Origin of the sequence: Paenibacillus sp. V4I5 (assembly GCF_030817255.1) — a bacterium.
Lineage (GTDB): Bacteria > Bacillota > Bacilli > Paenibacillales > NBRC-103111 > Paenibacillus_E.
Genome location: NZ_JAUSZB010000002.1, coordinates 3,805,825 through 3,829,159, shown reverse-complemented (window position 1 = coordinate 3,829,159; position 23,335 = coordinate 3,805,825). Strand labels below are relative to the sequence as shown.

24 protein-coding genes are annotated in these 23,335 nt (G+C 47.0%); 14 read left to right on the top strand and 10 right to left on the bottom strand.

The window, feature by feature from the left end; genetic code table 11:
* Positions 1-2: 2 nt before the first annotated feature.
* The 3 genes from QFZ78_RS19285 to QFZ78_RS19275 are packed head-to-tail and all read left to right on the top strand — an operon-like array spanning position 3 to position 2,564.
* Entirely contained in the window at positions 3-710 is a 708-nt protein-coding gene (locus QFZ78_RS19285; protein ID WP_307549991.1) for a CoA transferase subunit A, read from the top strand.
* On the top strand, positions 707-1,387 hold the full coding sequence (locus tag QFZ78_RS19280; RefSeq protein ID WP_307549989.1) for a 3-oxoacid CoA-transferase subunit B: 681 nt from the start codon (positions 707-709) through the stop codon (positions 1,385-1,387). The genes QFZ78_RS19285 and QFZ78_RS19280 overlap by 4 nt, the downstream gene beginning before the upstream one ends.
* A complete protein-coding gene (locus QFZ78_RS19275) occupies positions 1,380-2,564 on the top strand; it encodes an acetyl-CoA C-acetyltransferase (RefSeq protein WP_307549987.1) in 1,185 nt (394 codons plus the stop codon). The genes QFZ78_RS19280 and QFZ78_RS19275 overlap by 8 nt, the downstream gene beginning before the upstream one ends.
* Before the next feature lie 83 nt (positions 2,565-2,647).
* Here QFZ78_RS19275 and QFZ78_RS19270 read toward each other — a convergent pair whose 3' ends face one another.
* The 8 genes from QFZ78_RS19270 to QFZ78_RS19235 all read right to left on the bottom strand — a co-directional run bounded on the left by QFZ78_RS19270 (position 2,648) and on the right by QFZ78_RS19235 (position 9,009).
* Positions 2,648-3,547, bottom strand: coding sequence for a fumarylacetoacetate hydrolase family protein (locus QFZ78_RS19270; RefSeq protein ID WP_307549985.1), 900 nt, complete (start codon positions 3,545-3,547; stop codon positions 2,648-2,650).
* A gap of 71 nt (positions 3,548-3,618) precedes the next feature.
* Positions 3,619-4,392 carry an SDR family NAD(P)-dependent oxidoreductase gene (locus QFZ78_RS19265; protein ID WP_307549983.1) on the bottom strand — a complete coding sequence of 258 codons (774 nt, stop codon included), beginning with the start codon at positions 4,390-4,392 and terminating at the stop codon, positions 3,619-3,621.
* 14 nt (positions 4,393-4,406) lie between these two features.
* On the bottom strand, positions 4,407-5,156 hold the full coding sequence (locus QFZ78_RS19260; RefSeq protein WP_307549981.1) for an IclR family transcriptional regulator: 750 nt from the start codon (positions 5,154-5,156) through the stop codon (positions 4,407-4,409).
* Positions 5,157-6,419: 1,263 nt separating this feature from the next.
* Positions 6,420-7,100, bottom strand: coding sequence for a TIGR00266 family protein (locus QFZ78_RS19255; RefSeq protein ID WP_307549979.1), 681 nt, complete (start codon positions 7,098-7,100; stop codon positions 6,420-6,422).
* A gap of 61 nt (positions 7,101-7,161) precedes the next feature.
* Complete coding sequence (locus QFZ78_RS19250) at positions 7,162-7,437, bottom strand: hypothetical protein (RefSeq protein ID WP_307549978.1); 276 nt, start codon at positions 7,435-7,437, stop codon at positions 7,162-7,164.
* On the bottom strand, positions 7,416-7,709 hold the full coding sequence (locus tag QFZ78_RS19245) for an MFS transporter (RefSeq protein WP_307549976.1): 294 nt from the start codon (positions 7,707-7,709) through the stop codon (positions 7,416-7,418). Before QFZ78_RS19245 ends, QFZ78_RS19250 begins: the two co-directional genes overlap by 22 nt.
* A gap of 97 nt (positions 7,710-7,806) precedes the next feature.
* Positions 7,807-8,049 carry a hypothetical protein gene (locus QFZ78_RS19240; protein ID WP_307549974.1) on the bottom strand — a complete coding sequence of 81 codons (243 nt, stop codon included), beginning with the start codon at positions 8,047-8,049 and terminating at the stop codon, positions 7,807-7,809.
* A gap of 81 nt (positions 8,050-8,130) precedes the next feature.
* Positions 8,131-9,009 (bottom strand): helix-turn-helix transcriptional regulator, encoded by an 879-nt coding sequence (locus QFZ78_RS19235; protein ID WP_307549972.1) that lies wholly within the window; start codon positions 9,007-9,009, stop codon positions 8,131-8,133.
* A gap of 155 nt (positions 9,010-9,164) precedes the next feature.
* On the opposite strand from QFZ78_RS19235, the gene QFZ78_RS19230 reads away from it, so the two are divergent.
* The 4 genes from QFZ78_RS19230 to QFZ78_RS19220 all read left to right on the top strand — a co-directional run bounded on the left by QFZ78_RS19230 (position 9,165) and on the right by QFZ78_RS19220 (position 11,830).
* The gene (locus QFZ78_RS19230) at positions 9,165-10,559 is read left to right on the top strand and encodes an MATE family efflux transporter (RefSeq protein ID WP_307549971.1); all 1,395 of its coding nucleotides are present in this window, start codon (positions 9,165-9,167) and stop codon (positions 10,557-10,559) included.
* Positions 10,560-10,618: 59 nt separating this feature from the next.
* A complete protein-coding gene (locus QFZ78_RS19225) occupies positions 10,619-10,927 on the top strand; it encodes an ArsR/SmtB family transcription factor (protein WP_307549969.1) in 309 nt (102 codons plus the stop codon).
* Positions 10,928-11,015: 88 nt separating this feature from the next.
* Complete coding sequence (locus QFZ78_RS38600) at positions 11,016-11,360, top strand: SRPBCC domain-containing protein (protein ID WP_373461130.1); 345 nt, start codon at positions 11,016-11,018, stop codon at positions 11,358-11,360.
* A 35-nt stretch (positions 11,361-11,395) separates the two neighbouring features.
* Complete coding sequence (locus QFZ78_RS19220; RefSeq protein ID WP_307555795.1) at positions 11,396-11,830, top strand: SRPBCC family protein; 435 nt, start codon at positions 11,396-11,398, stop codon at positions 11,828-11,830.
* A 178-nt stretch (positions 11,831-12,008) separates the two neighbouring features.
* Here the strand turns inward: QFZ78_RS19220 and QFZ78_RS19215 are convergent, their stop codons facing one another.
* Positions 12,009-12,914 (bottom strand): ArsR/SmtB family transcription factor, encoded by a 906-nt coding sequence (locus tag QFZ78_RS19215; RefSeq protein ID WP_307549967.1) that lies wholly within the window; start codon positions 12,912-12,914, stop codon positions 12,009-12,011.
* Positions 12,915-13,078: 164 nt separating this feature from the next.
* On the opposite strand from QFZ78_RS19215, the gene arfA reads away from it, so the two are divergent.
* The 7 genes from arfA (at position 13,079) to helD (ending at position 22,374) form a co-directional block, all read left to right on the top strand.
* Positions 13,079-14,590 (top strand): arabinosylfuranosidase ArfA, encoded by a 1,512-nt coding sequence (arfA, locus tag QFZ78_RS19210; protein WP_307549965.1) that lies wholly within the window; start codon positions 13,079-13,081, stop codon positions 14,588-14,590.
* 267 nt (positions 14,591-14,857) lie between these two features.
* Entirely contained in the window at positions 14,858-15,172 is a 315-nt protein-coding gene (locus QFZ78_RS19205) for a c-type cytochrome (RefSeq protein WP_047687147.1), read from the top strand.
* A gap of 97 nt (positions 15,173-15,269) precedes the next feature.
* A complete protein-coding gene (locus QFZ78_RS19200) occupies positions 15,270-17,288 on the top strand; it encodes an LTA synthase family protein (protein WP_307549962.1) in 2,019 nt (672 codons plus the stop codon).
* 193 nt (positions 17,289-17,481) lie between these two features.
* Positions 17,482-18,258 (top strand): ABC transporter permease, encoded by a 777-nt coding sequence (locus tag QFZ78_RS19195; protein WP_307549960.1) that lies wholly within the window; start codon positions 17,482-17,484, stop codon positions 18,256-18,258.
* Positions 18,255-19,046: an ABC transporter permease gene (locus QFZ78_RS19190; RefSeq protein ID WP_307549959.1), complete on the top strand. Its 792-nt coding sequence runs from the start codon at positions 18,255-18,257 to the stop codon at positions 19,044-19,046. Before QFZ78_RS19195 ends, QFZ78_RS19190 begins: the two co-directional genes overlap by 4 nt.
* Positions 19,047-19,080: 34 nt before the next feature.
* Complete coding sequence (locus QFZ78_RS19185) at positions 19,081-20,052, top strand: ABC transporter ATP-binding protein (RefSeq protein ID WP_307549958.1); 972 nt, start codon at positions 19,081-19,083, stop codon at positions 20,050-20,052.
* Positions 20,053-20,073: 21 nt separating this feature from the next.
* Positions 20,074-22,374, top strand: a complete 2,301-nt coding sequence (helD, locus tag QFZ78_RS19180; protein WP_307549957.1) for an RNA polymerase recycling motor HelD — start codon at positions 20,074-20,076, stop codon at positions 22,372-22,374.
* Positions 22,375-22,604: 230 nt separating this feature from the next.
* On the opposite strand, the gene bluB is transcribed toward helD, so the two are convergent.
* Positions 22,605-23,252 carry a 5,6-dimethylbenzimidazole synthase gene (gene bluB / locus QFZ78_RS19175; protein WP_307549956.1) on the bottom strand — a complete coding sequence of 216 codons (648 nt, stop codon included), beginning with the start codon at positions 23,250-23,252 and terminating at the stop codon, positions 22,605-22,607.
* Between the last annotated feature and the right edge of the window lie 83 nt (positions 23,253-23,335).

Genomic DNA, 23,335 nt, shown 5'->3' with positions numbered 1-23,335 from the left:
TCATGAACAAGATATGTTCTTCCATAGAGGAAGCTGTAGCGGATTTTCGTGACGGAGTTACGTTAATTGTTGGCGGTTTCGGGCTTTGCGGGATTCCTGAAAACTTGATTGCTGCGCTTAAAGCGCAAGGGACCAAGGATTTATGCGTAGTTAGCAATAACTGCGGGGTTGATGATTGTGGACTAGGACTATTGCTGGCCAATAAACAAATCAAGAAAATGATTTCCTCCTATGTGGGAGAAAACAAAACGTTTGAGCAGCAGTTTTTAAGCGGGGAGCTCGAAGTGGAGCTGGTTCCACAAGGAACGCTTGCCGAACGAATTCGCGCAGGCGGAGCCGGCATCCCAGGGTTTTATACAGCTTCAGGCGTAGGCACTTTAGTTGCTGAAGGCAAAGAGCACAAAACGTTTGAAGGACGCACCTATTTGTTGGAAAAAGGGATTGTCGGTGATTTTGCCTTGGTCAAAGCTTGGAAAGCTGACCCGCTGGGCAATCTAGTTTTCCGCAAAACATCGCGTAACTTTAATCCGTTGGCAGCAGCAGCGGGAAAAGTGACGATCGTTGAGGTTGAAGAAATTGTGCAAGTAGGCGAGTTGAGCCCAGACGATATTCATACGCCAGGTATTTATGTGCAGCGGATTGTAAAGGGTGCATCCTATGAAAAACGGATTGAGCGTCTCACCGTTCGAAGTAAGGAGGTATCGGCATGAAAAATGACCGTTTAGCGATTATTAAGTGCGCCGTTGAGGAAATTAAAGAGGGCATGTATGTCAATTTAGGCATTGGCTTGCCTACACTCGTCGCCAATTATATACCACCAGAAATGACGGTTATGCTGCAATCGGAAAATGGGCTTCTGGGCATCGGTGCCTACCCTTACGTAGGGGAAGAAGATCCGGATTTGATTAATGCAGGCAAAGAAACGGTAACCGCTGTGGCGGGCGCTTCTTTTTTTGATAGTGCAGAATCTTTCGCTATGATCCGAGGCGGTCATATTGACTTGGCCATTCTTGGCGGTATGGAGGTAGCGGAGAATGGTGACCTTGCCAATTGGATGATTCCTGGAAAAATGGTGAAAGGGATGGGCGGCGCTATGGATTTGGTCAACGGCGCCAAACGGATCATTGTTATTATGGAACATGTGAATAAAGCAGGTGAGTCAAAGGTTAAAAAGGCATGTACCCTGCCATTGACAGGCAAGAGTGTAGTGAATCGTCTGATCACGGACTTAGCCGTGTTTGATTTTACAGAAGAGGGCATAGTGTTATCCAGCCTACAGCCAGGAGTAACGATGGAAGAGGTTCTCGCCAACACGGAAGCGCGTTTTATAATTAGTCCTCTTCTCCAAAATGTACCTCAGATGAGCAAAGGAGATCATTATGAGTAGAGAGGTCGTTATTGTTAGTGCAGTCCGCACAGCTGTTGGCAGCTTTCAGGGAGCGTTGGCGGATATATCGGCTCCGCAGCTCGGCAGTACAGTTATCCAAGAGGCTCTGAAGAGAGCTAATCTGACTGACAGCCAAGTAGACGAAGTTATCATGGGTAACGTGCTTCAGGCTGGACTTGGGCAAAACCCTGCCCGGCAAGCTTGGCTGAAGGCGGGGTATTCGCATTTCGTTCCAGCGATGACCATTAATAAGGTGTGCGGTTCGGGCCTGAAATCCGTCATGCTGGCGGCACAGTCTGTGAGTCTTGGAGATGCGGATATCGTGGTGGCAGGCGGCATGGAAAATATGACGCAGGCGCCTTATCTGCTGCCCGGGGCTCGTTCGGGCCTGCGGCTCGGTGACAGCACCATGGTGGATTCGATGATTCGGGATGGATTATGGTGTGCGATGTGCGACATCCATATGGGCATCACGGCCGAGAATATAGCGGAGCATCATCGTGTTACACGTGCAGAGCAGGATGAGTTTGCTGCGTGGAGCCAACTGAAGGCGGAGCAAGCGATTGCATCCGGCAGATTCAAGGATGAGATCGTGCCTGTTGCCATCCCGCAAAGAAAAGGCGATCCAGTCTTATTCGCGCAAGATGAGTTTCCTCGGGCAGGTACAACAGCTGAAGTTCTGGGCAAGCTCCGTCCTGCTTTCAAAAAAGAGGGAACAGTTACGGCTGGCAACGCTTCTGGCATTAATGACGGAGCCGCTGCGCTGGTTGTTATGTCTGCGGATAAAGCTAAGGAGCTTGGGCTTGAGCCCTTAGCTCGCATCAAAGGCTATGCGAACGCTGCCTTAGAACCATCCATGATGGGAATGGGGCCCGTTGATGCTGTTCATAAATTGCTCCGTAAAACGGAGATCCGACTCGATAGCGTTGATTTATTTGAGCTGAATGAAGCCTTTGCTTCGCAGTCTTTAGCTGTTGGCCGCGAACTGGGCATCCCACGGGAGAAATTAAATGTCAATGGAGGGTCGATTGCCATTGGACACCCGATTGGTGCAAGCGGAGCCCGCATTCTGGTTACGCTGCTGCATGAGCTGGAGAAGAGAGATGGCAAGCTGGGTGTGGCTGCTTTATGTATTGGCGGCGGACAAGGCGTTGCGATGTTGGTCGAGCGTGGATAAATGGAAGAAGCAAGCCGCTCCTGCGGCTTGCTCTTTTGCTGTAAAGATGAGCTTTTGGATTCCGTTAAAAAAACGAAAGCTAGTTACTCGCTAACCATGCGATTAGTCAGACTGCCTAATTTCTCAATAGAAATAGTCACCACATCACCAGCTTGCAAGTATACCCTCTTATCCACAGGATCCCCGAGCACGACCCCTTCAGGTGTACCTGTTAGAATGATATCTCCCGGATACAGCGTCATATGCTGAGAGATATAGCTGACAATTTCGTCACAGTGGAAAATCATATCCGCCGTGTTTGAGTTTTGACGTACTTTGCCGTTGACTGTGGTGCTAATCTGAAGGTCATTCGGGTTGCCGACTTCATCCGCAGTCACTAGATAAGGACCGAGTGGACTGAAGTCATCGCACGATTTGCCAAGCAGCCATTGCTGGGTCCGCATCTGTAAATCACGCGCAGAAAGGTCATTCACACAGCAATAACCGTATACGTGCTCCAAAGCTTGTTCTTTGGAGATATACTTAGCCTGCTTACCAATTACGATAACTAGCTCGCATTCGTAATCGACCTCCTTGGTTACACGAGGTAGTGCAATGTCATGTCCGTGTCCGGTAAGCGTATTATTAAATTTGTTGAAAAGAATCGGGTATTGCGGGATCGGGGCATTCGTTTCTTCGGCATGCTTGCGATAGTTCAGCCCTACGCAAATGATTTTGTTGGGATGCGTAACGCAAGGGCCGTAAATCATTGTCTCTTCGCTGAGCAACAAGGAAGCACGGTCTTCGCGCTCTAGGACTAGATGAACAAGTTTATGTAACGCATCGTTAGCTGATGCCCCGCCATTAATAGCTTCGTGAACAGTGGTAGGAACTGTGAATGCTGGCGACAGCTGCTTGACAGCTTGAACGACATCCAGCACACCAAATTCGGTTTGGACGCCTAGGTTTAACTCATCATTTTTCTTAAAAGTAAGCAGTTTCATTAGTAAAACCTCCTGAATGAATTGTATGAGTGAATGAATAAATGAATAAATGCAGATTGCGGGCCGTCTACTTAAGCGTTCTTGCCGAAAGTCACGCCTCCGTCAATATATAACGGTGAACCCATCATGAATTTGGAATCGTCTGAAGCGAGGAACAATGCCGCTAGCGCGACGTCTTCCGGACGGCCCATTTCGTTGCTTAACTGCCTGGATTTCAAAGAGGCGATGGCTGCTTCAGGATCGTCGTAGGAAGTGCGTAGATAGTTTTCTACGAACGGTGTTAAAATGGTCCCCGGCAGCAGCGCATTTACCCGGATGCCATAGGCGGCATAATCCACTTGCATGGATTTCGTTAATGCGAGAACAGCGCCTTTGGTTGCTGCGTAAGAAGCCCGGCGGGCCAGACCTATTTCAGCGATACAGGAAGACATGTTAATAATAGAACCGGATTTGCGTTCCATCATATGTGGCACGACATACTTAGAAGGTAAGAATACACCTTTGACATTAACGCTCATGATGCGGTCCCAGGCGTCAGGTTCTAGCTCATGAAGCGCGCCTACACCGCTAATTCCTGCATTGTTGAAAAGTACGTCTATACGGCCATGTGCCCGTATGATTTGCTCTACCATCTGACTGACGGAGTCTGCTTGGGTAACGTCCGCTTGTATATACGCAGCAGCTCCGCCAGACCCGATAATTTCATCCGCCGTCTCCTGCCCTTTGACGATGTCGAGATCGTTCACGATGACTTGCGCACCTTCTTGTCCAAATAAGAGAGCAGTACTTTTGCCGATTCCTGATCCTGCACCTGTGATGAGAATGACTTTGTCTCGTAATCGCATGCGAATTCTCCTTTTTATTCGGATAGTTTATGAGCGAGCTTGCAAATTTCTTCTATACAGGACTGCTTCTTCTGCTCCCATTGAGGCAGCATCATGGAGCAGCTGACAGCGGCGATGACTTTTCCCACGGCATTACGAATCGGAGCAGCTGCGCAGCTAAATCCAAGCACGGCTTCCTCCAAATCAAGCGCATAGCCTTGCTTGCGAATTTGATCCAAGTCCATTATTAAAGCTTGTGAAGAGGTAATGGTATGGACGGTAAGCTGCTGAAACGGTTCTTGGTTAGTTGGATAGAATGAAATTAGTTCATCCTTGCTGAGATCGGCCAGCATCGCCTTACCGAGTGCGGTGGCATGAGCAGGTAATCGCATGCCTGGTTCAGATGCTAATCTAACAGGCGTAAGCGCTTCCTCTTTGGCGATATATAGGACTTCCTTGCCATCTAGAACGGCAAGTTGGAACGATTCGCCCAGCCTCAGCTTGGACAAGGAAGCTTCCTTGTGGAAGGACTCATTCAAGTCTCGCTGCTGCATGGCAGCATGGCCGAAACGAGACAATTCTCTTCCTAACCGGTAGGTTTCTCTGGTTTCCTTTTCGATCCACCCCAAGTTCTCCATGGTTAATAACAATGAGTACATCGAGCTTTTGTTAATAGCGAGCGTTCGTGACAAGTCGATAAGTTTCATCTCACCGGGATGCTGAGAGATTTCTTTGAGAATCAGGTGTGCACGTTCGATGGCCGGAACGCGGTATTTATCATCCAAGTAAGGGCCTCCTTGATCGTAAAGCGATTGTTTAAATACTTGAGTTTTTCACTGTTTGGTTTTGTATATAAAACCAAGTTTATATGATAGAACCATTTTATCATATAAGCAGAAAAAAAACGAGAACCCCCGTGAGGAATTCTCGTTTTTTTTCAGTTGATCCGGGCGCGCGCGAATTCTGGGTGCGCGTGTAGCGTCGTATAGTGGCGGTCAAACCCTCTTACTTCACATCAACCTTGGCAAACGCTCTCATCCGTATAGGACGACGGGGTCGTTTATTCTTGAAAGATATGAATTTATAAGTTTTCTGAGGTATGAGAGATCTCCTGTTGGCAAGGTTCGTCAACGTCAGTATTGGAAAACTACTACAGCAGATCTCTTCATTTGAGCCACTTTAGGAGCCTTCTATTGGAATTTATCCATCAGAAAAGTAGTAAAATTTCTTGTTACGAAATGGTTTCGAGGTGATTCCATTGCACATAATCCAATCTGCACCTCAAAATGATATACCCATTCCTTAGATTACTGCACATTTTCCAATGGGAGTGGATGTAGCCAATTCATGTTCAAATTGTTGCAAAGCGTGCAATAACCTACAGCCAATGCAAAAGCTGTAAAGATATTTTTCATCGTTACAGATGCGAAGGGATGTGAAATCGTGTCTCTAAAGATGTTTTGTATTCTTACAAACGAGAAAAAAGCAGCTTTATGCGTTGAGTGAGGCTGTAAAGATATTTTTCATCATTACAGAAGCGAGGGGATGTGGAATCGTGTCTGTAACGATATATTTCATCTTTACAGACGAGAAGATGGCGGATTGGTATCTAAAACGAGCGAGTGATAGCAAAGAGAAGTTCGTTCCCCATGCTCAAACGTAAGCTGTAGACAAGAACCTGGCCATCGGCCAGGTTTTATTTAGTAGAGAGGGTAGATTAGGTTACTTGAACTGCATGTTGTACAACGTACAACAATTTCCTTCGTTTCATCCCTCCAAGCTGGAGATGTTGTATCTAGTACAACAATTTTGCAGGATTTCCTGCTAAACGGTTACTTTTAGGCAGAATTGTTGTATGTTCTGCAACATTTGGACTGGCTAGCACGGATTTGCTTGCGTAAAGTTGTAGAAAATACAACATTGCCAATGAAGCTGCTCCAAATGAAGGCTCCAAATTGTATTCAAACTATTTAATGTCATTAATGAAGTTACTCCATCACATTTAGCTCGCAAATCACCCACGGTACAGTACCGGGTTCCATCACTACTTATCTGCCGCCTGGAATAAATCGTTTAATCCAACCGCCAAAGCTTTGCGGGTTCCTCGTTTGAATAAGCACGACACCTTCGCCGCGGAATCGGCAGACAACGCCCTCGCCGCTCGTCAAGCTGGATAACCAGCCTTTGGCCGCTTTTTCAATCGTATACTGCGTATAATCCGGCCAAGCAACGAGATGCCCGTTATCAATGATCACTTCTTGCCCTGGAGCTAGATTAATGGCATGAATAGCGCCGTAAGAGGAAAGGAAGACGGTGCCTTTTCCGCTTATCTCAACGATAAAAAAGCCCTCGCCTGACATAAAGCCACTCATCAGGTTTTGCATTTTCGTATTCACCTGAATGCCGGATGTTCCTGCAAGAAAGCCGTCTTTTTGCACATACAGCTTATAGGAGCCGTCTAATTCTACGGCTTCAATGTCACCAATGACAGCAGGTGACAATAATACCTCCCCCGATCCTCTTGTAGGGGTTAATTCTTGGAAGAAGAATTTCTCGCCGCTCAGCATTCTTCCTAAACCCTTCATAATGCCGCCGTCGACGGTTCCCTTGAGTTCGATATTAGGGGACATAGAGACCATGGCTCCAGCTTCCGCCTTGATATTCTCGCCCGCCTGAAGTTCTACCTTCAACATAGGAAATGCGCCTTTATATAAAATTTCGTGTTTCATAGTCATCCTCCAATTTTAAATGAAATGGTTGTGTTAAGCCGTTTTTGAATGATTATGACTGTCAAAGCTGCGATTCGTATAGACGAATCCAGCACAGAGCAGTAAAATGCCCATCGTGACATAGAAGACGGACGTGAAACCGTACGCTGCAGCAAGATGGCTGCCAATAAAAGGACCAATCAAATTGCCTAGGAACGGCGATGAGGAGAAGCATGGTGATGCTAGTGGCGAAAGCCTGCGGGATGAAGGCAAGTGCCGCCATCGATAAGGCGATCACAAGTGTTTTGCGCTGACCGATACGGTCGCCGAGTCTCCCTAAGGATGGAGCACCGAACAAGTTCGCATCCCGAACCCGGTGCGAAGCAGCATGATTTTACGTCCGCGTCGATCCGCAATTGCTCCCCAGAGCGGCTGAGTGAGAAACGATGTGATGAACTGTGCTGCGACAATCCAGCCTGTCCAACGTACAATTTCGCTAAGATCTTGAACTCCGAGTTCTTCGATGTAGAGCGGTAGAAACGGAAGAACGAGTTTCATGCCGCACATAACAGAGAAATTAGCGCCCAATAGTATCCATAGTGACTTTTTCCAATGTAAGGGGGAGGGCATGTTCGTAGACTCCTTATCATTTTTTTCCAGTATAACATAAAAAGAGCTATCCCCAAGCGGTTACGGCCGCATGGAGGATAGCTGTACGGAGAAGGTTTTATTGATTCATATTCGACATCATTGCGCCGAAGAAGAGTACAAAGAAAATAATGTAGAGACCGATTCCGATGAGAGCCCAGATTAAGCTTGCTTTGGCATAATTAGATTTCGTAGGGTTTTCTCCTTTACTGAATGCCCACACGAATAACATCACAATATTCACAAGTGGAATCGCAAGGAGCAGGATGGTAATCATCCAATCTTTTACGCTTAGGACAGGTGCATTTTGTTGTTCTTCCAAATCAAGTCAACTCCCTCATAAGTTATATAAGTTAACTGTATTTTGAAGTTAGCCTATATATGTCTTTGAGTTGTTCGTTCATTACCCACGCGAGAACCGCTGCCTGTACTTGCGAGGAGAGATACCTTCCATTTTGGTGAAGCAGGTGGCAAAATAGGCAGGCTGCTCAAAACCAACCTCTTCCGCTATGTGCGCAACGGGAAGATCGGTTTGAAGCAGCAGCAGCTTAGCCTGCTGGATCCTTAACCGTAGTAGGTATTCCGTCGGGGAACAGCCATATTCCTTTTGCATGCAGCGTGCAATGTAAACAGGGTGGAAGTTAACGTGATCGCCGAGTTCTTTGGCTGAAACAGACGCTTTGTAATGCTGCCTTAAATAGGAGGCCGCTTTTTCCGCGCAGGCCTTGGAAGGTGATGGATGATCGCTGTCCATGGTAGCGGAAAGCTGGCGCAGTAGCTCATGAAAAAGCTGCTGCTGCGCAAAACGGACACTGCTCATATGAGCACTCGGTTGCAGCTGCTGAAGCTGTTCGAACAGGTCATAGGTTTTTTCTGGCTGCAGAAGTGTTGTATATTGAGGGATCCGAATCGTAAAGGGTTCTACAGCAAATGGTTCAATTGGGGTAAGTAAAGGGTCTTCCAGAGGTATAGGTTGGACCGTATGGTCTACCATAGCCCATGGTCCACCTACGTGGAAATGCATCCAATAAGTACCCGTCAGTTCGGAACAGACTTCAGTAGCGAAATGATAGCTGTCCGGCCTTAAAATAACGGCTTGTCCAGCTGCTACCTCGAACCTAGCATCCTCCTCGCCTATATAGAAGCAGCCCGATGTGGTGATTAGTAAATCAAATACTTGGATATTGCGTCTGCTCGGATGTTTGCTGCCTTTGGATATCGTGCTGAAACCGCTTGTAATATAGTGCGGCAGCGGAGGGACAGTCATTTCGATAAAAGACATCGGAGTCACCTTTTCATCTCTTGAGTGGAGGTTGGAATTTTGAAACTTTAAGTTGCAATACTCATACTTGGAATCAACTATAGCATCTATAATTTGAGCAGACAACAAAGTTTCATTTATACAAAAAGAGAGATGATAATCGGATGGTGAAAAACATGGGCAAAGAGAAAAATAAGTTTACTCTATGGCTGCTAGCTTGGCCTATTTTCGTCGAATTGCTTCTGCAATTGCTTTTAGGAGCCGTCGATACCTTAATGGTGAGCCGTGTATCAGATGATGCGGTGGCGGTGGTCGGCTTAGCGAACCAACTGTTCCAAGCGATGATGATCTTATTTATAACGGTTTCGAGTGGCGCCGGGATTTTGATTGCTCAGAAAATAGGAGCCAAGCAGAATGAATCTGCGCGCACCGTGGCCATTATGGCCGTAACCGTCAGCGCAGTGATAGGCAGTGTGCTGAGTGTGATTCTTTATATGGAGGCACGCCCTCTGGCGAGACTGTTCCACTTGGAGGAGCGGCTGCTTCCTATGGCTGAAACCTACATCTCGATTGTGGGGAGCGGGATGGTTTTAACGGCTTTGACGGCGGCGCTTAGCACCGTGATTCGGAATACAGGGAACACCAAGGGGCCGATGATTACGGCTATTGGTATGAATGTTATACACATCGTGTTTAACTATGGATTTATATATGGCGAGCTCGGATTTCCTCAACTGGGTTTAACAGGTGTGGCCATTTCGACACTCGTGAGCCGATTGTTGGCAACGTGTTTGCTGCTGTTTATGTTCGTTTCTGCGTTCGAACGGAGGATGGAGTGGCGGGATCTTATCGTATTCAATCGAAAGCTATTTGGTGATATTTTGAAAATAGGTTGGCCGCTTGGCGTGAACATGTCTTCCTGGGTATTGACCCAGTTGACGATCTACACGTTCCTAGCCACGATGGGAGCTAAGGAATTGGCCGCGAGAACGTATATGAACACGCTCGAGTCGATTTGTTTTATGTTAGGCTATTCCATTGCCTTAGCCGTTCAAATTCAGATTGCTCATCTGTATGGAGCCGGAAATATCAAAGAAGCTTATAAGAGTGGATATCGAGGTACATGGATTGGACTCGGTTTGGTTGGATTCAACAGCATCATTCTCTTTGTCATCGGCAAAAGCTTTCTCGGCTTCTTCACCTCAGATGCGGATATTATCAAGCTGGGACTCTCCTGTTTGGTGCTGACTCTTATCCTGCAGCCAGGGAGAATGCTCAATATGGGCTTCGGTAATGCGCTGAGCGCGGTAGGCGATACCCGTTATAATATGATCATATCACTGTTCTCGATGTGGGGAGTGGCTGCGGGCCTTTCCTATGTATTGGGCTTGCACATGGGCTGGGGGCTGGCGGGTATTTATGTCGCTATGATTTTCGACGAATATTTGCGCGGCATTCTCGTTGTCATCCGTTGGCGCCAGCAGAAGTATTTGCGCCGGGCGGAGGCGCATGATAAGAGTGCTGCTGCTTCAGGGACTGGCGAGGGTGCTGGTATGAGTATGCATGAATAACAGGGGTATGGCGGGTTCCAAACTTGACATGCAGACAAATGGTTGCATAAAATGATGGCATGGATAAAGTATTTAAAGCTCTCGCTGATTCAAGCCGAAGACGACTCCTTGACGAGCTCTTCAAGAAAAATGGCCAGACATTGAATGAACTATGTGATCATCTTGATATGACCCGTCAATCCGTAACGAAACACTTGCTTATATTGGAGGAAGCGAATCTTATTCATATTGATTGGCAAGGCCGAAATAAAATTCATTATCTAAATGTGGAACCCATCGGAGAGATTTATGACCGCTGGATCAGCAAATATGATCGTGATCGCATCGAAGCATTGCGTGATCTTAAAAAACAGCTTGAAGCGGAGTGACCTTGAGCAAGCTCAAAGATCCCTATAGCAGAATTGGGAAGCTTTTACAAGCAGCGATTTTACCGAAAAATACTTCTTCGGAAGCAAAATTCAATCAGACTGGCAGGAAGGCTCTAACGTTACCTATTCGCGGAATGGACAAGTCACCGATCACGGAATCATACTAAAGTGCGAGCCGCATCGTTTACTTTCTTTTACATGGAACATGATAGGAGATGAAACTTCTCGTAAGCAGCCATCACGGGTCACTTTTGAGTTGAAAGCATTAGATTCGACGGTCAAACTGATACTTAAGCACGATAATCTAGCATCGACTGACATCGTGGATAGAGAAGATACGTTTGAGGGATTAAATAATGGATGGCCAGCTATTCTGAGCAACTTGAAGAGTTTACTCGAAACTGGGAACACTTTGCCACCTATTTCTATTTAGCCAATCACAATTACATCGAAAGAGAGTTGAAAAGTATGAACAACCTTACGAAATTTAAAATAGTTAAGCCCGTTAATGAAGTATTTGAGGCACTTATAGATCCTGAGAAAATGTCCAATTATTGGTTTTCTTCAGGTTCTGGAAGATTGGAGCAAGGCGAGACGATTACTTGGAGATATGATGAATATGATGCACAAGTGGATATAAAAGTATTGGAAATCGAGGTAAATAAGAAAATCGTTTTCCAGTGGGATGCAACGGATGAGGGGAATGTTGTTACGATTACGCTGAAAGAGCTCGATGATTCGAGTACCGTTATTGAAGTTAATGAAGAAGGGTTTAACGAAAATGATGAGGACCTAACCAGTCAATTGATAGATAATAAAGAAGGTTGGGTTTATATGTTGACCTGTTTAAAGGGATATTTGGAATTTGGTGTTAATCGATTAAGAGCAGCAATTGTGAGGTAACTTTCCAAGATGATCTCATGTAGGTTAAAAAAGAAGTTCAAAAAGTTCAAAAGAGCCTAGGGGCTCTTTTTTATTTTATCACTTTCTAAATGATGAGGAACGTGAGTACATAGAGAGGCTGACATTCCTAAAATAGTCTTGGGACAGCCCCCTTTCGTGCGTGGACACAAATCGCCCCCTACCTACGGTAGGTGCGAAACAAAATGTCACGGTTGTAGTTGCCAAACCCCTCACCGTATAAGGTCAAACCGCCGACATGCGCAGCGTGGTTCGGCACCTCGAGCCGCAGTGTCCACTCGTTGCGGGACATAGGGATATCCTTGATCAAGACAGCTGAGAGCCGCTGTCCGTCAAGAAATGTTCCCTGCTCCGTGACTCGGATGATCTTCAACCAACCATATTGGTTGATCGTGTCCGGCCACCAGGCAGGGGTGAGTTGGCCGCGGCCTTGCCCCGAATCACCGGGACTCGTCCAATAGCCGAGCAGCGTATCATTGACATAAAAATGAATGTCGGAAGGCCAATTCGCTTCAATTCCTGGTGCTTCGGAGCCAATTTCTAGCGAAATCTCGATTTCCTCAAGTGTCTGACCGGGCAGCACATAGTTCGGAATGCAATACTCCACGAAGCCGCTGCCGAACCAAAGAATCTTCGCATGCATCCGCTCCGGCTCGAAGAAGAAGCGCGGATCATCATACTGACCAATCACATGATCTGCCGTAGCCAAACCGCAGGTTGGATGTACATCGAAACGTGTGTAGTGGCCAACCGGAATCGCAACTTCATCGAACACTCGCTGCTGCTCCGTTAGCTGTGGGAGTCGCATGTCGATGTGAGAGATGGCCAATTTACACATTTTGTGCGTGCCGCCTTGCTTGCGAACTAATGCTGTTTGAATAAGACCTCCAGCTTCGAGCTTTTTTACATGCATAGTTACGATGGCGCTGCTTAATTCGAGCATATGAGCTAATTCCTTGACATTCATCTCTTTCTCAGCAAGCAGCTCCAGTATCTTAAGCCGCACATCGCTTGCCAGCGCTTCATACAGCGGCAGCCATTTGCGGTCTGTTGTCGTTTGGATCATCGGACAATCTCCTCTTAGTAGACTAATTAATGAAAATATGAATTCAAAAGAAGGCAGATAAAAAGCTTGAAATCATCTTCTAATTATTGTTTAATATAGTCAATAGAGTTATAAATATATTAACCGATTCATATTTTTATTAATTATACTACGAGGTGAACGCAATGTCCATGAAAGCAAGTATGATTATCGACAAGGATTTTAAAATCGGAGAAGTAGATTCTCGTATTTATGGCTCATTTATTGAGCATTTGGGACGCGCGGTCTATGGCGGAATTTATGAACCGGGACATCCGCAAGCGGATGAGCAGGGCTTTCGAGCAGACGTATTGGAGCTGGTAAAAGGTTTGGATGTTCCGATTGTTCGTTATCCGGGTGGCAATTTTGTATCCGGTTACAACTGGGAGGATGCCATTGGACCGTTAGAAGAGCGCAAGAAAAGACTTGATCTGGCTTGGCGCACTATTGAACCTAACTTGGTTGGACTGAACGAATTCATGGATTGGTGCCGCAAAGCAAATACAGAAGCAATGATGGCCGTTAATCTGGGGACTCGCGGTCCTGATCAGGCAAGAGATATCATTGAATATTCGAATATCAAAGGCGGTACCTACTGGAGTGATTTACGGATTAGTCATGGGTACAAGGCACCTCATAATATCAAAACCTGGTGTCTAGGCAATGAAATGGATGGCCCTTGGCAAATAGGCAGCAAAACAGCCGCGGAATACGGACGCACAGCCTGTGAAACGGCCAAAGTCATGAAGTGGGTCGATCCGTCGATCGAGCTTGTTGCTTGCGGCAGCTCCAGTCTGACTATGCCGACTTTCCCTGACTGGGAAGCGACTGTACTTGAGCATACGTATGATCACGTTGATTATATTTCCCTGCATCAATATTATGGTAATCGCGATAAGGATTCTGCGAATTTCCTCGCACAATCAATGGGCATGGATCGGTTCATCAATACAGTGATCTCGACGGCGGATTACATTCAAGCCAAAAAGCGTGGAAAGAAGAAAATCAACTTATCCTTCGACGAATGGAATGTCTGGTATCACTCCAACGATGCGGACCGGCGAATTGAGCCTTGGTCCATCGCGCCGCCGCAGCTTGAAGACATCTACAACCATGAAGATGCCTTGTTAGTAGGTTGTATGCTTATCTCCATGTTGAAGCGTGCGGATCGTGTGAAGATGGCTTGTATGGCACAACTCGTTAACGTCATTGCACCGATCATGACAGCGAATGGGGGAGCGGCCTGGAAGCAAACGATCTACTATCCTTACATGCATGCAAGTGTGTTTGGACGCGGGACTGTTCTTGTGCCGCTGATCAAATCACCGAAATACGACGCGAAGGATTATACGGATGTACCTTACTTAGAAGCAGTTGCCGTTCATAACGAAGACAAGTCCGAAGTAACGATCTTCGCAGTCAACCGGCATTTAGAAGAAGCACTCCCGCTGGAGTTGGATCTTCGCAGTTTTGGTGAATGCCGAGTTATTGAGCATATCGTTCTGGAGAACGATGATCTGAAAGCCTCGAATACCATTGATGCCCAGGATCGGGTGAAGCCTCACACAGGAGGTAATGCGGCCATATCGTCAAACAGCCAGATTCAGGCGATACTTGGCAAAGCATCGTGGAATGTCATTCGGTTGAAATTAGCTTAAAGAGACGAGTAGACGATATTACTATATAAATAGGACATGGCCTGGGACTATCGCCCCTACCATGTCTTTTTATTTTACCCAGACCGCATCATCAATTTGCGTTAGGATTTTCCAGATGTCAGATCCGATAAATAGTCTCATTAAATAACATAATAACGGTGAATTGCGCGATAGGTATCACAATTGAATCTGGAGAACTCCTTTATTTTACAATCTATGCTCTGGTATGATGAGAGAAATACAACAGATTGAAGGAGTTTCGTGCGTATGAAATTAAAGCTGTTTGGTGTAATCGTTCTGGCTCTCGGCTTATCTGCCTGTGGAAATAAACAAAATGAAACGCAGTCGGCGGCGGTAAAAGTGGACGTTCCTAAGATTTATCAAAATTTCTGCATCTCGTGTCATGGTAATCAATTACAAGGTGGACAAGGCCCTAATATCCAAAAAGTGGGAGAACGGTTAGATGAAGCGGAGATCATAAAGCGTATTCAAAAGGGTGGTGGCGGGATGCCGCCGTTTCAAGTGGCACTGAAAGAGGAAGAATTGAAGGCGTTGGCGTCATGGTTGGCAGGACTCAAATAATGGATTTTTATGGTAAAACTAAGGTTCCTTTAAGGTTAGCTACATAATTTCTTCACAATTGGTGTTTATAATAGGGGCTAGAGGAGAGTGATGCAATATGCACTTGAATTTGAAGCCCCGGAACCATCTTCCTAAGAAGATGAGACCAAACCGTCTGGGAGCGACGATTTCGCTTTTATTATTTATGATTTGCTTACCTATACTTTCTGTAGCCGGAATGGAACTTCTCGAACGCGGTACTTTGCATGAAACGGCCCAATGGATAACATCTAACCGATCACTTTTTCTATTAAATGTAGGAGTATCCTTCTGTTTATTAGCTTTCATTTATGCTGTTGTAGGATCATTAGCTATTTCCGGATCCATCTCAACCTTATTGCTTGGCCTTATGGCTCTGATCTCTTATATGAAGGTGAAAATGATTGGGGAGCCATTCTTCCCGTGGGATATTTTACTGAACAAAGAAAGTATGGATATAGCTTCGCTTGTAACAGGGAAAGCCGCACTTCTCCGAATCGGAGCTGTGGTCATCGCGGTCATCCTTGTATTTTTATTAAAATGGGTACTCCCGCGTGTATCTTTATCTATTATCAGTCGAATTGGTTTAGGGCTGTTCTCGCTCTATGCCTTGTATGCATTTGCAATCAAAACACCGTTAGCTGGCAAAATTCTTGACCATATAGGTGTAAACGAGATTGTATGGAATCAGAAAGAGAACTATGCGAATAATGGACTAGCGCTAGCTTTTACCCTCAATGTCAAAAATTCGATCGTTCAAAAGCCAGAAACGTATAGTGATCAGAGTATTGCCACCGTTGCAGCTAATCTCCAAGAGGTAGGCATGCAAAAGGCAGGACTGAAAAGGTCCGTAGATGCTGATTCTCTAAAAGGGAAGAAGCCGAACGTGATTTTCATTATGAGTGAAGCTTTTTGGGATCCAACTTTGCTAACGAATGTGAAGTTCAGTGAAGATCCGGTACCCACTCTCCACCGTTTACAGAAGGAGTCGACATCCGGATACCTGTTGTCCCCCCAATTCGGTGGCGGTACCAGCAATGTGGAATTCGAAGTGTTGACGGGGAACTCGATGAGCCTCCTGCCAGGAGGGTCCATTCCGTATCAACAATATATAACGAAACCTGTACCGAGCTTGGCGAGTTATTTTGCCGATCAGGGTTACAAAAGTATGGGTATTCACTCCTATGAAGGCTGGTTCTGGAACCGCAATTCGGTGTATAAGGAATTAGGTTTCGAAAGCTTTAAGAGCAGTGAACATTTCGAGAATCCGGAAATGAAGGGTTACTTTATCTCAGATGCCGAAGTGTCTAGGAGCATTATAGATGAAGTAGATAAAACCGATGATCCGATGTTTATGTACAACGTAACCATGCAAAATCATGGACCTTATGATGAACCTCGGTACGGAGAAAATCAGTTCAAAGCGGAAGGTGACTTGACGCCTGAAGCAAAAACGATTCTTGAGACATACGCGCAGGGTGCGCATGATGCGGATCAAAGCTTACAAATGCTGATCGATCATTTCCAGGAATCGGATGAACCGACGATGATCGTATTCTATGGGGACCATTTGCCGATGCTGGGACTAGATTATCAAGTATATAAAGAAGCAGGTTTCATCCAAACCAGTAACGCGAATGATTGGTCGCTGGAAGAAGTGAAGAAGATGCACAGCATCCCGCTGGTTACTTGGTCGAATTTCGATATGCCGAAGCAGGATATCCCACTGCTTAGTGATTCCTTCCTTGGTGCCCACGTGCTGGATATGCTGCATATGGAGAAACCAGCTAATTTTAAGTTGAATGCCGAATTGGCGGCGCAAGTGCCAGGACTACTGAGTAATCTGGTTGTTGATGCGAACCAAGAACTTCATACTGAAGTCCCCGAATCCGCGCAAGCACTCCGTGATGACTACAGGAATGTGCAGTACGATTTACTATTCGGCAAGCAGTACTTGGCTGAACATATCGATCATGACTATTTGACGAAAACCATTCAGGATAGCTATAACGTAGAATTTGATGAAGAAAATATTCATCCACAATCTCAGGGAGTGAGCAGCAATACGCCCACTGCAAAGCCGGTGAGCGCGCAATAAGAGAAGTCCCCATTTTGTTGCTTTGAGCGACGAGATGGGGACTTTTTTGATTTTGTTGGAGGCGTTATCACTAACTAAAAAATAATCATTGCCATGGTTAGGGGAATTTTGGTAATATAGACTTCCGTCTCTACGCGGCGGCTGCAAAAAAAAGCTAGTTGATAAAGGATCAAAACAGCTCAGGAGGTGTTTTATGCTTTTCGCGGTTTTGGCGCGCAAGGCGTATGCGAGGAATTTGCAGTATCGCGGTTCGCATCTGCTCCACAATGCAGTGAGTGCGGTGTTTGGCTTCATTTATGCGAGCATTTGGACCGGTTTGGGGAGCGACGCGTCACTTGGCGAATACGGTGCGAAAGGGATTGTAGGTTATATAGCTTTTAACCAAGCAATTCTTTGGATTACGCAGTTCACGACGAATGGACTCGGGCTCGAGCAATCGGTGCGCACCGGGCAAATTGCGGTCGATCTCATGCGGCCTGTACACTTATTCTATCAGGCAATGAGCCGAGAATGGGGTCAGGTATATTATCAGTTTCTTTATAAATTTATCCCGATTTATGCCCTCTACTACTTTATTTTCTCCTTACAGCTCCCACATCACGCTTCGGTTTATGGCTGGACAGCGATCGCGCTCGTCCTGGCAGCATATATCTCCATTTGCACGAATTATTTGATAGGCGTTGCAGCTTTGTGGACGACAGAGTCACGCTGGTTTTACTGGGTCAATTATTCGTTCAGTACGCTGCTCTCTGGTTTTTTCATTCCTTTAGAATGGTTGCCGAATTGGCTCCGCACGATTAGCTTTTACACACCATATCCCTATCTACTCTATTATCCCACTCGTATCTACATGCAGCTTGAACAAGGAACTGTTGTGCTCGGCTCTCTCTTATGGGGCATCGGGTTTACTTGTGTCTGTCTGGCGGTTACGCAGGGGGTACGCAGAAAGCTGGAGGTGCAGGGCGGATGATGACGATGAGGCTCTATATGCTGCTGATTAGGGCGAGCTTGCGAAGCCGGATGCAGTATAAGTTTAATTTCTTTTTCTCGACCGTGATGGCTTCTTTTGTACATATCTCAGAATTTCTAATGGTGGCGCTGGTGATGATGCGTTTCGGCAACATCAAAGGCTGGACGCTATATGAGGTTTGCTATTTGTATGGGGTCATGATGATATCCAAAGCGATTTATCGCACGCTGGCTTCCGATGTACATCATCTAGAGAAATATCTCGTTTCCGGTGATCTGGATGCGCTTCTCACACGGCCAGTCCCCGTGCTGCTGGCGCTGATGACACAAAATTCCCGGCTCTTATTTGCCGAAGTTGGGCAAGGCATCATTTTATTGTTTATTGCTATGAAAGCTTTAATGGCTGATGGACAAATCGGATGGTCAGCCGTTCCTTTAACGGTGTTAATTATCCTAACGGGTGCCATTATTTTATTCGCTATCGGTCTAGCGACAGCAGCAGCCGGCTTCTGGCTGACACGGATCGAATCCTTGCAAAATATGACCGAGGACGCTTCCCAAACCGCGGCGCGCTATCCGCTTTCCTTGTATCCAAAGTGGCTGCAGGGTGCGCTATTGGTGCTCGTTCCGGTAGGCTTCGTCAATTACATTCCTACCTTATATTTGCTGAGACATCAAGGTGGCATAGGGATGCTGATAGGCACCATTGCTGTTTCATTCGCTGCGCTCTGGCTGGCTATGCGCTTCTGGAAGCTAGGACTATCTCGCTATCAAAGCACAGGAAGTTAACCGAGGGCTTATACAAGGAGGGAACATAAGAAACATGATAACCGTAACGAATTTGCGCAAAACCTTTCAAACCCCGATAGTCAAAGAAGGCAAGTTCTCAGGTATTCGAACTTTGTTCTCACGAGCCTATAAAGAGAAGGAAGCGGTACGCGATGTAAGCTTCGAGATTGAATCTGGCGAGTTCGTCGGGTATATTGGACCTAATGGAGCGGGAAAGTCGACGACGATCAAAATGCTTACAGGCATTCTTCACCCAACCTCCGGCGAAGTGCTCATACACGGCTATAGTCCTCAGAAGCATCGAAGACGAGTCGTAAAGCAGCTTGGCGTTGTATTCGGTCAGCGCAGCCAGCTGTGGTGGGATCTGCCGGTCAAGGATTCCTATGAGATCCTTACGGCCATGTATCGCGTGGAGGAAAGCACCGCCCGCCGCAGATTAGGCGAATTGACTGAGCTTCTTGAACTGAAGGAGCTGATGGACACGCCTGTCCGGAAGCTTTCCCTTGGGCAGCGGATGCGGGCCGATTTGGCGGCTTCGATGCTGCATGATCCGGATATTTTGTTTCTGGATGAGCCGACCATCGGATTGGATGTTGTCGCCAAGCGGAACATTCGCGGCTTTCTTCAGACATTAAATCGGGATTTCGGTAAGACGATTCTGCTTACTACGCATGATATGGATGATATCGAACAACTGTGTAAACGAGTCATCGTGATCAACCATGGGCAAATCGGCTATGACGGCTCGATTGATGAGCTTCGGGATCGCATTGGCTTACCTACGATGATGAAGGTCACTTATCGAGGTGATATCCAAGTCCCAGCCAGCTGGGAGCTTCCGTTTCGTGTGGTGGAGCAAGAAGCGAATAGGCTCACGATTGCGTGTAACCGCCAAGAGCTGAAAGCGATGGATGTGCTGCGTATCGTCAGCAGCTGGGGCGATATGGACGATGTACATATGGAAGAGCCTGAGTTTGAAGAGGTGATCCACGGGGTATATAAATAGATAGAAGTGGAGTGAGACCGTATGCCTATAGAGAACGAAGAACGGGAGAGGGAGACGCAGCGCGTTGCCTCTGTACGAGCTAATATACAGCAGCGAATTGAAGAGCTGCGCCAAACGGTGGATGAGCGCCGATCGGAAGCGACAGCGATTGGCCGCAGCTTCTGGGATGATATCTCCGTGAATGCGGATAATGCGGATGATTTGATTGAGACGGCAGCGAGTATGGCCCAACAGGAGCATGTGCTGCAGGGCCAAGAACGCAGCTATCGCTTGGCGCAGGATGCGCTGCGTAAGCTGCAGCGTGTCGTCGATGCGCCGTATTTCAGCCGTATTGATTTCAAGGAGCGCGGGGAGCAGGAGCGCGAGAAGATTTACATCGGATTGACATCTTTTATTGATGCCAAGACGGATGAAATTCTTATCTACGACTGGCGTGCGCCCATAGCCAGCTTATTCTATGACTATCCGCCGGGTCCAGCGACGTATCGGACACCGGAGATGGATGTCAGCGGTCAGCTGATGCTCAAGCGCCAGTACATTATCAAAGCCGGCGTGCTGCAGGATGTGTTCGATACGGGGATCTCCATCGGTGACGAGATGCTCCAGCAGATGCTGAGCCGCAGCGCCGACGAGAAGATGCACAGTATCGTCACGACGATCCAGCGCGAGCAGAACCAGATCATCCGCGATGATCGGCACAAGGTGCTGGTTGTGCAAGGGGCGGCCGGCAGCGGCAAAACCTCCGTCGCGCTGCAGCGCATCGCGTATCTGCTCTACAAATATCGGACGACGCTAAGCGCCGATAATATGATTCTATTTTCTCCGAACTCCTTGTTCAGCGACTACGTCTCTCATGTACTGCCGGAGCTAGGTGAAGCTACCATGCAGCAGACGACATTCCAAGACTATTTAACACATAAATTAAGCGACACGGGTCTGACGTTAGAAGATCCCTACGACCAATTGGAGTTCATCCTTACGGGGACGGATCAAGATCCCGCTTACGCAGCGCGGCTGCAAAGCATTCATTACAAAACGTCCGCAGCCTTTCTGAGTGTGATTGAGGCATATGGAGAGAAACTGAAAAATGGCGGAATCCGTTTCCTCGATTTATCGGTAGGTAAGAAAGTGTTGATTACTGCCGATGAGCTTAGCGAACGATTTTACAGCAAATCCTCCATTCTTGCGCTGGGTGAACGGATGGAACAATTATCGGAGTGGATGCTGGAGAAGCTGGATGAGTTTCAAGCGGATGTACAGAAGAGGTTTTATCGCAAAATGGTGCGGGAGCCGAAATATCTCGGCACCGAGCCAGAGATGAAAAAGATGAGCAAGGTCAAAGCGCATAAAGCGATTTCTCCACTTAAGGAGAAGGCGCGCAAGCTCGCTTATGTGGACGTGCTCGGGATGTACCAAGATCTTTATACGGATAGTGAACTGCATCAAGAGCTTATGCACCATTCGGAGCAGCGTCTACCTGCAGCTTGGGATACGATCAGCACGTTCACGGCCGATGCACTTGCTGGTGGAATGCTGCATTACGAAGATGCGACACCTCTTGTCTATTTGAAGGGCCTTGTTGAGGGCCAACTGCGCGTAGGTACCATCCGTTATTGTCTGGTGGATGAGGCGCAGGATTACTCGCCGTTTCACTATGCCTACTTGAAGAAGCTGTTCCCACGTGCTCGGTTTACCCTACTCGGGGACTGGAATCAAGGGATCTTCACGCACGCGAACGCGAGCAGTAGTACGGACAGCGAGGGGCAAAAGAGCGAATACAGCTCCATTAGCGAGCTGATGAAGGAAGAGGAGACGGAGACAATCCGCCTCGTTAAGAGTTACCGCTCGACGCGCGAAATCGTCGACTTCGCTAGTCGCGTGCTGCCTGGCGGCGAGCCGATCGAGCCGTTCAGCCGCAGCGGCGAGACGCCGCGTGTTCTGCGCGCGGCGGACGAGACCGAGCTCAGCCGCCTCGTGGCTGAGGCGGCACTAGCAAGGCGCGACGGCGGCGCAAGCTCCGTCGCGATCATTTGCAAGACCGAGCGCGAGACGCGAGGCGCGCATGCCAGCCTTAAGCCGCTGCTGCCGGGACTCGCACGGATCACCAAAGAGACGCTGCACTATGAGGCAGGCGTCATGATCCTGCCGGCGTACCTCGCCAAAGGGCTCGAGTTCGACGCCGTTATTCTCTACGATGCCGGGGCGGCTGTCTACGCGGAAGCGAAGGAACGCAAGCTGTTTTACACCGCTTGTACCCGTGCACTTCATCACTTAGACGTGTTCTATCTAGGTGAATTAACACCTTTTCTCCAGAACAAATAGACATACGTCCATACCTATCTGCCCTGCCCGACATAGGATATATCGAGCAACAACAAAGAAAAGGTTCAGCAGGCAGAAGGGAGGAATCACCATGTCAGGCGTTGGATATTCTAGCACAGCGATCGTATTGGTACTGTACATTCTGTTGGTCATCATTCTTGCAACATTCTAATATAAAAATAGGATGCAGAAAACCGCCCTCCAATTGATCGGAGGGCGGTTTTCGTTTGTCAACTTTTTGAATGTCCCCAAGTCTCGCTGAATATTAGATTATTCAGGCTCCTGCGTTTTTCCCAATTGGCTGTCTCCAAAATAGGCTTCTCTGGATAATTTTCTGTGAATCCAATAGATAGCAAAGCTACTGGATCAATATGAGGAGGTATCCTTAGTATATCTCGCACATCATTTTTCTTATAGAAGCTTACCCAGCCCATAGCTAATCCCTCTGCACATGCTGCTAACCACATGTTTTGAATCGCACATGCAACGGACATGATATCAGTTTCTGGGATAGAATTTCTGCCTAGCACATGAGAACCGCCGCGTGTTGGGTCACAAGTGACGCAAATCGTGATAGGGGCCTGCTTGATCCCCTCGATCTTGAGATTTAGAAATTCGTCTTGGCGTGTATCTTCATAATGAATGGCTAAAGCACGTCTCTCTTTATCTGCTGCCCATGCCAAACGTTCTTTCACTTTATCCGTAGAAATTAATATAAAATTCCAGGGTTGCATAAATCCTACGGAAGGACCGTGATGCGCGGCATTGAGCAATCTCATTATCGTTTCTTCCGGGACAGGATCCGATAAAAATGTTCGTACATCTCGTCTTGTATAAATGCTCTTGTACAAACCTTGCTTTTCTTCTTCCGTAAACATCCTTTCACCCCGCCCCTTCACCAAGCTCACGTACGATGTAATTATTAATTAAATTTACACCCTCACTTCTCTTTTTGCAATCG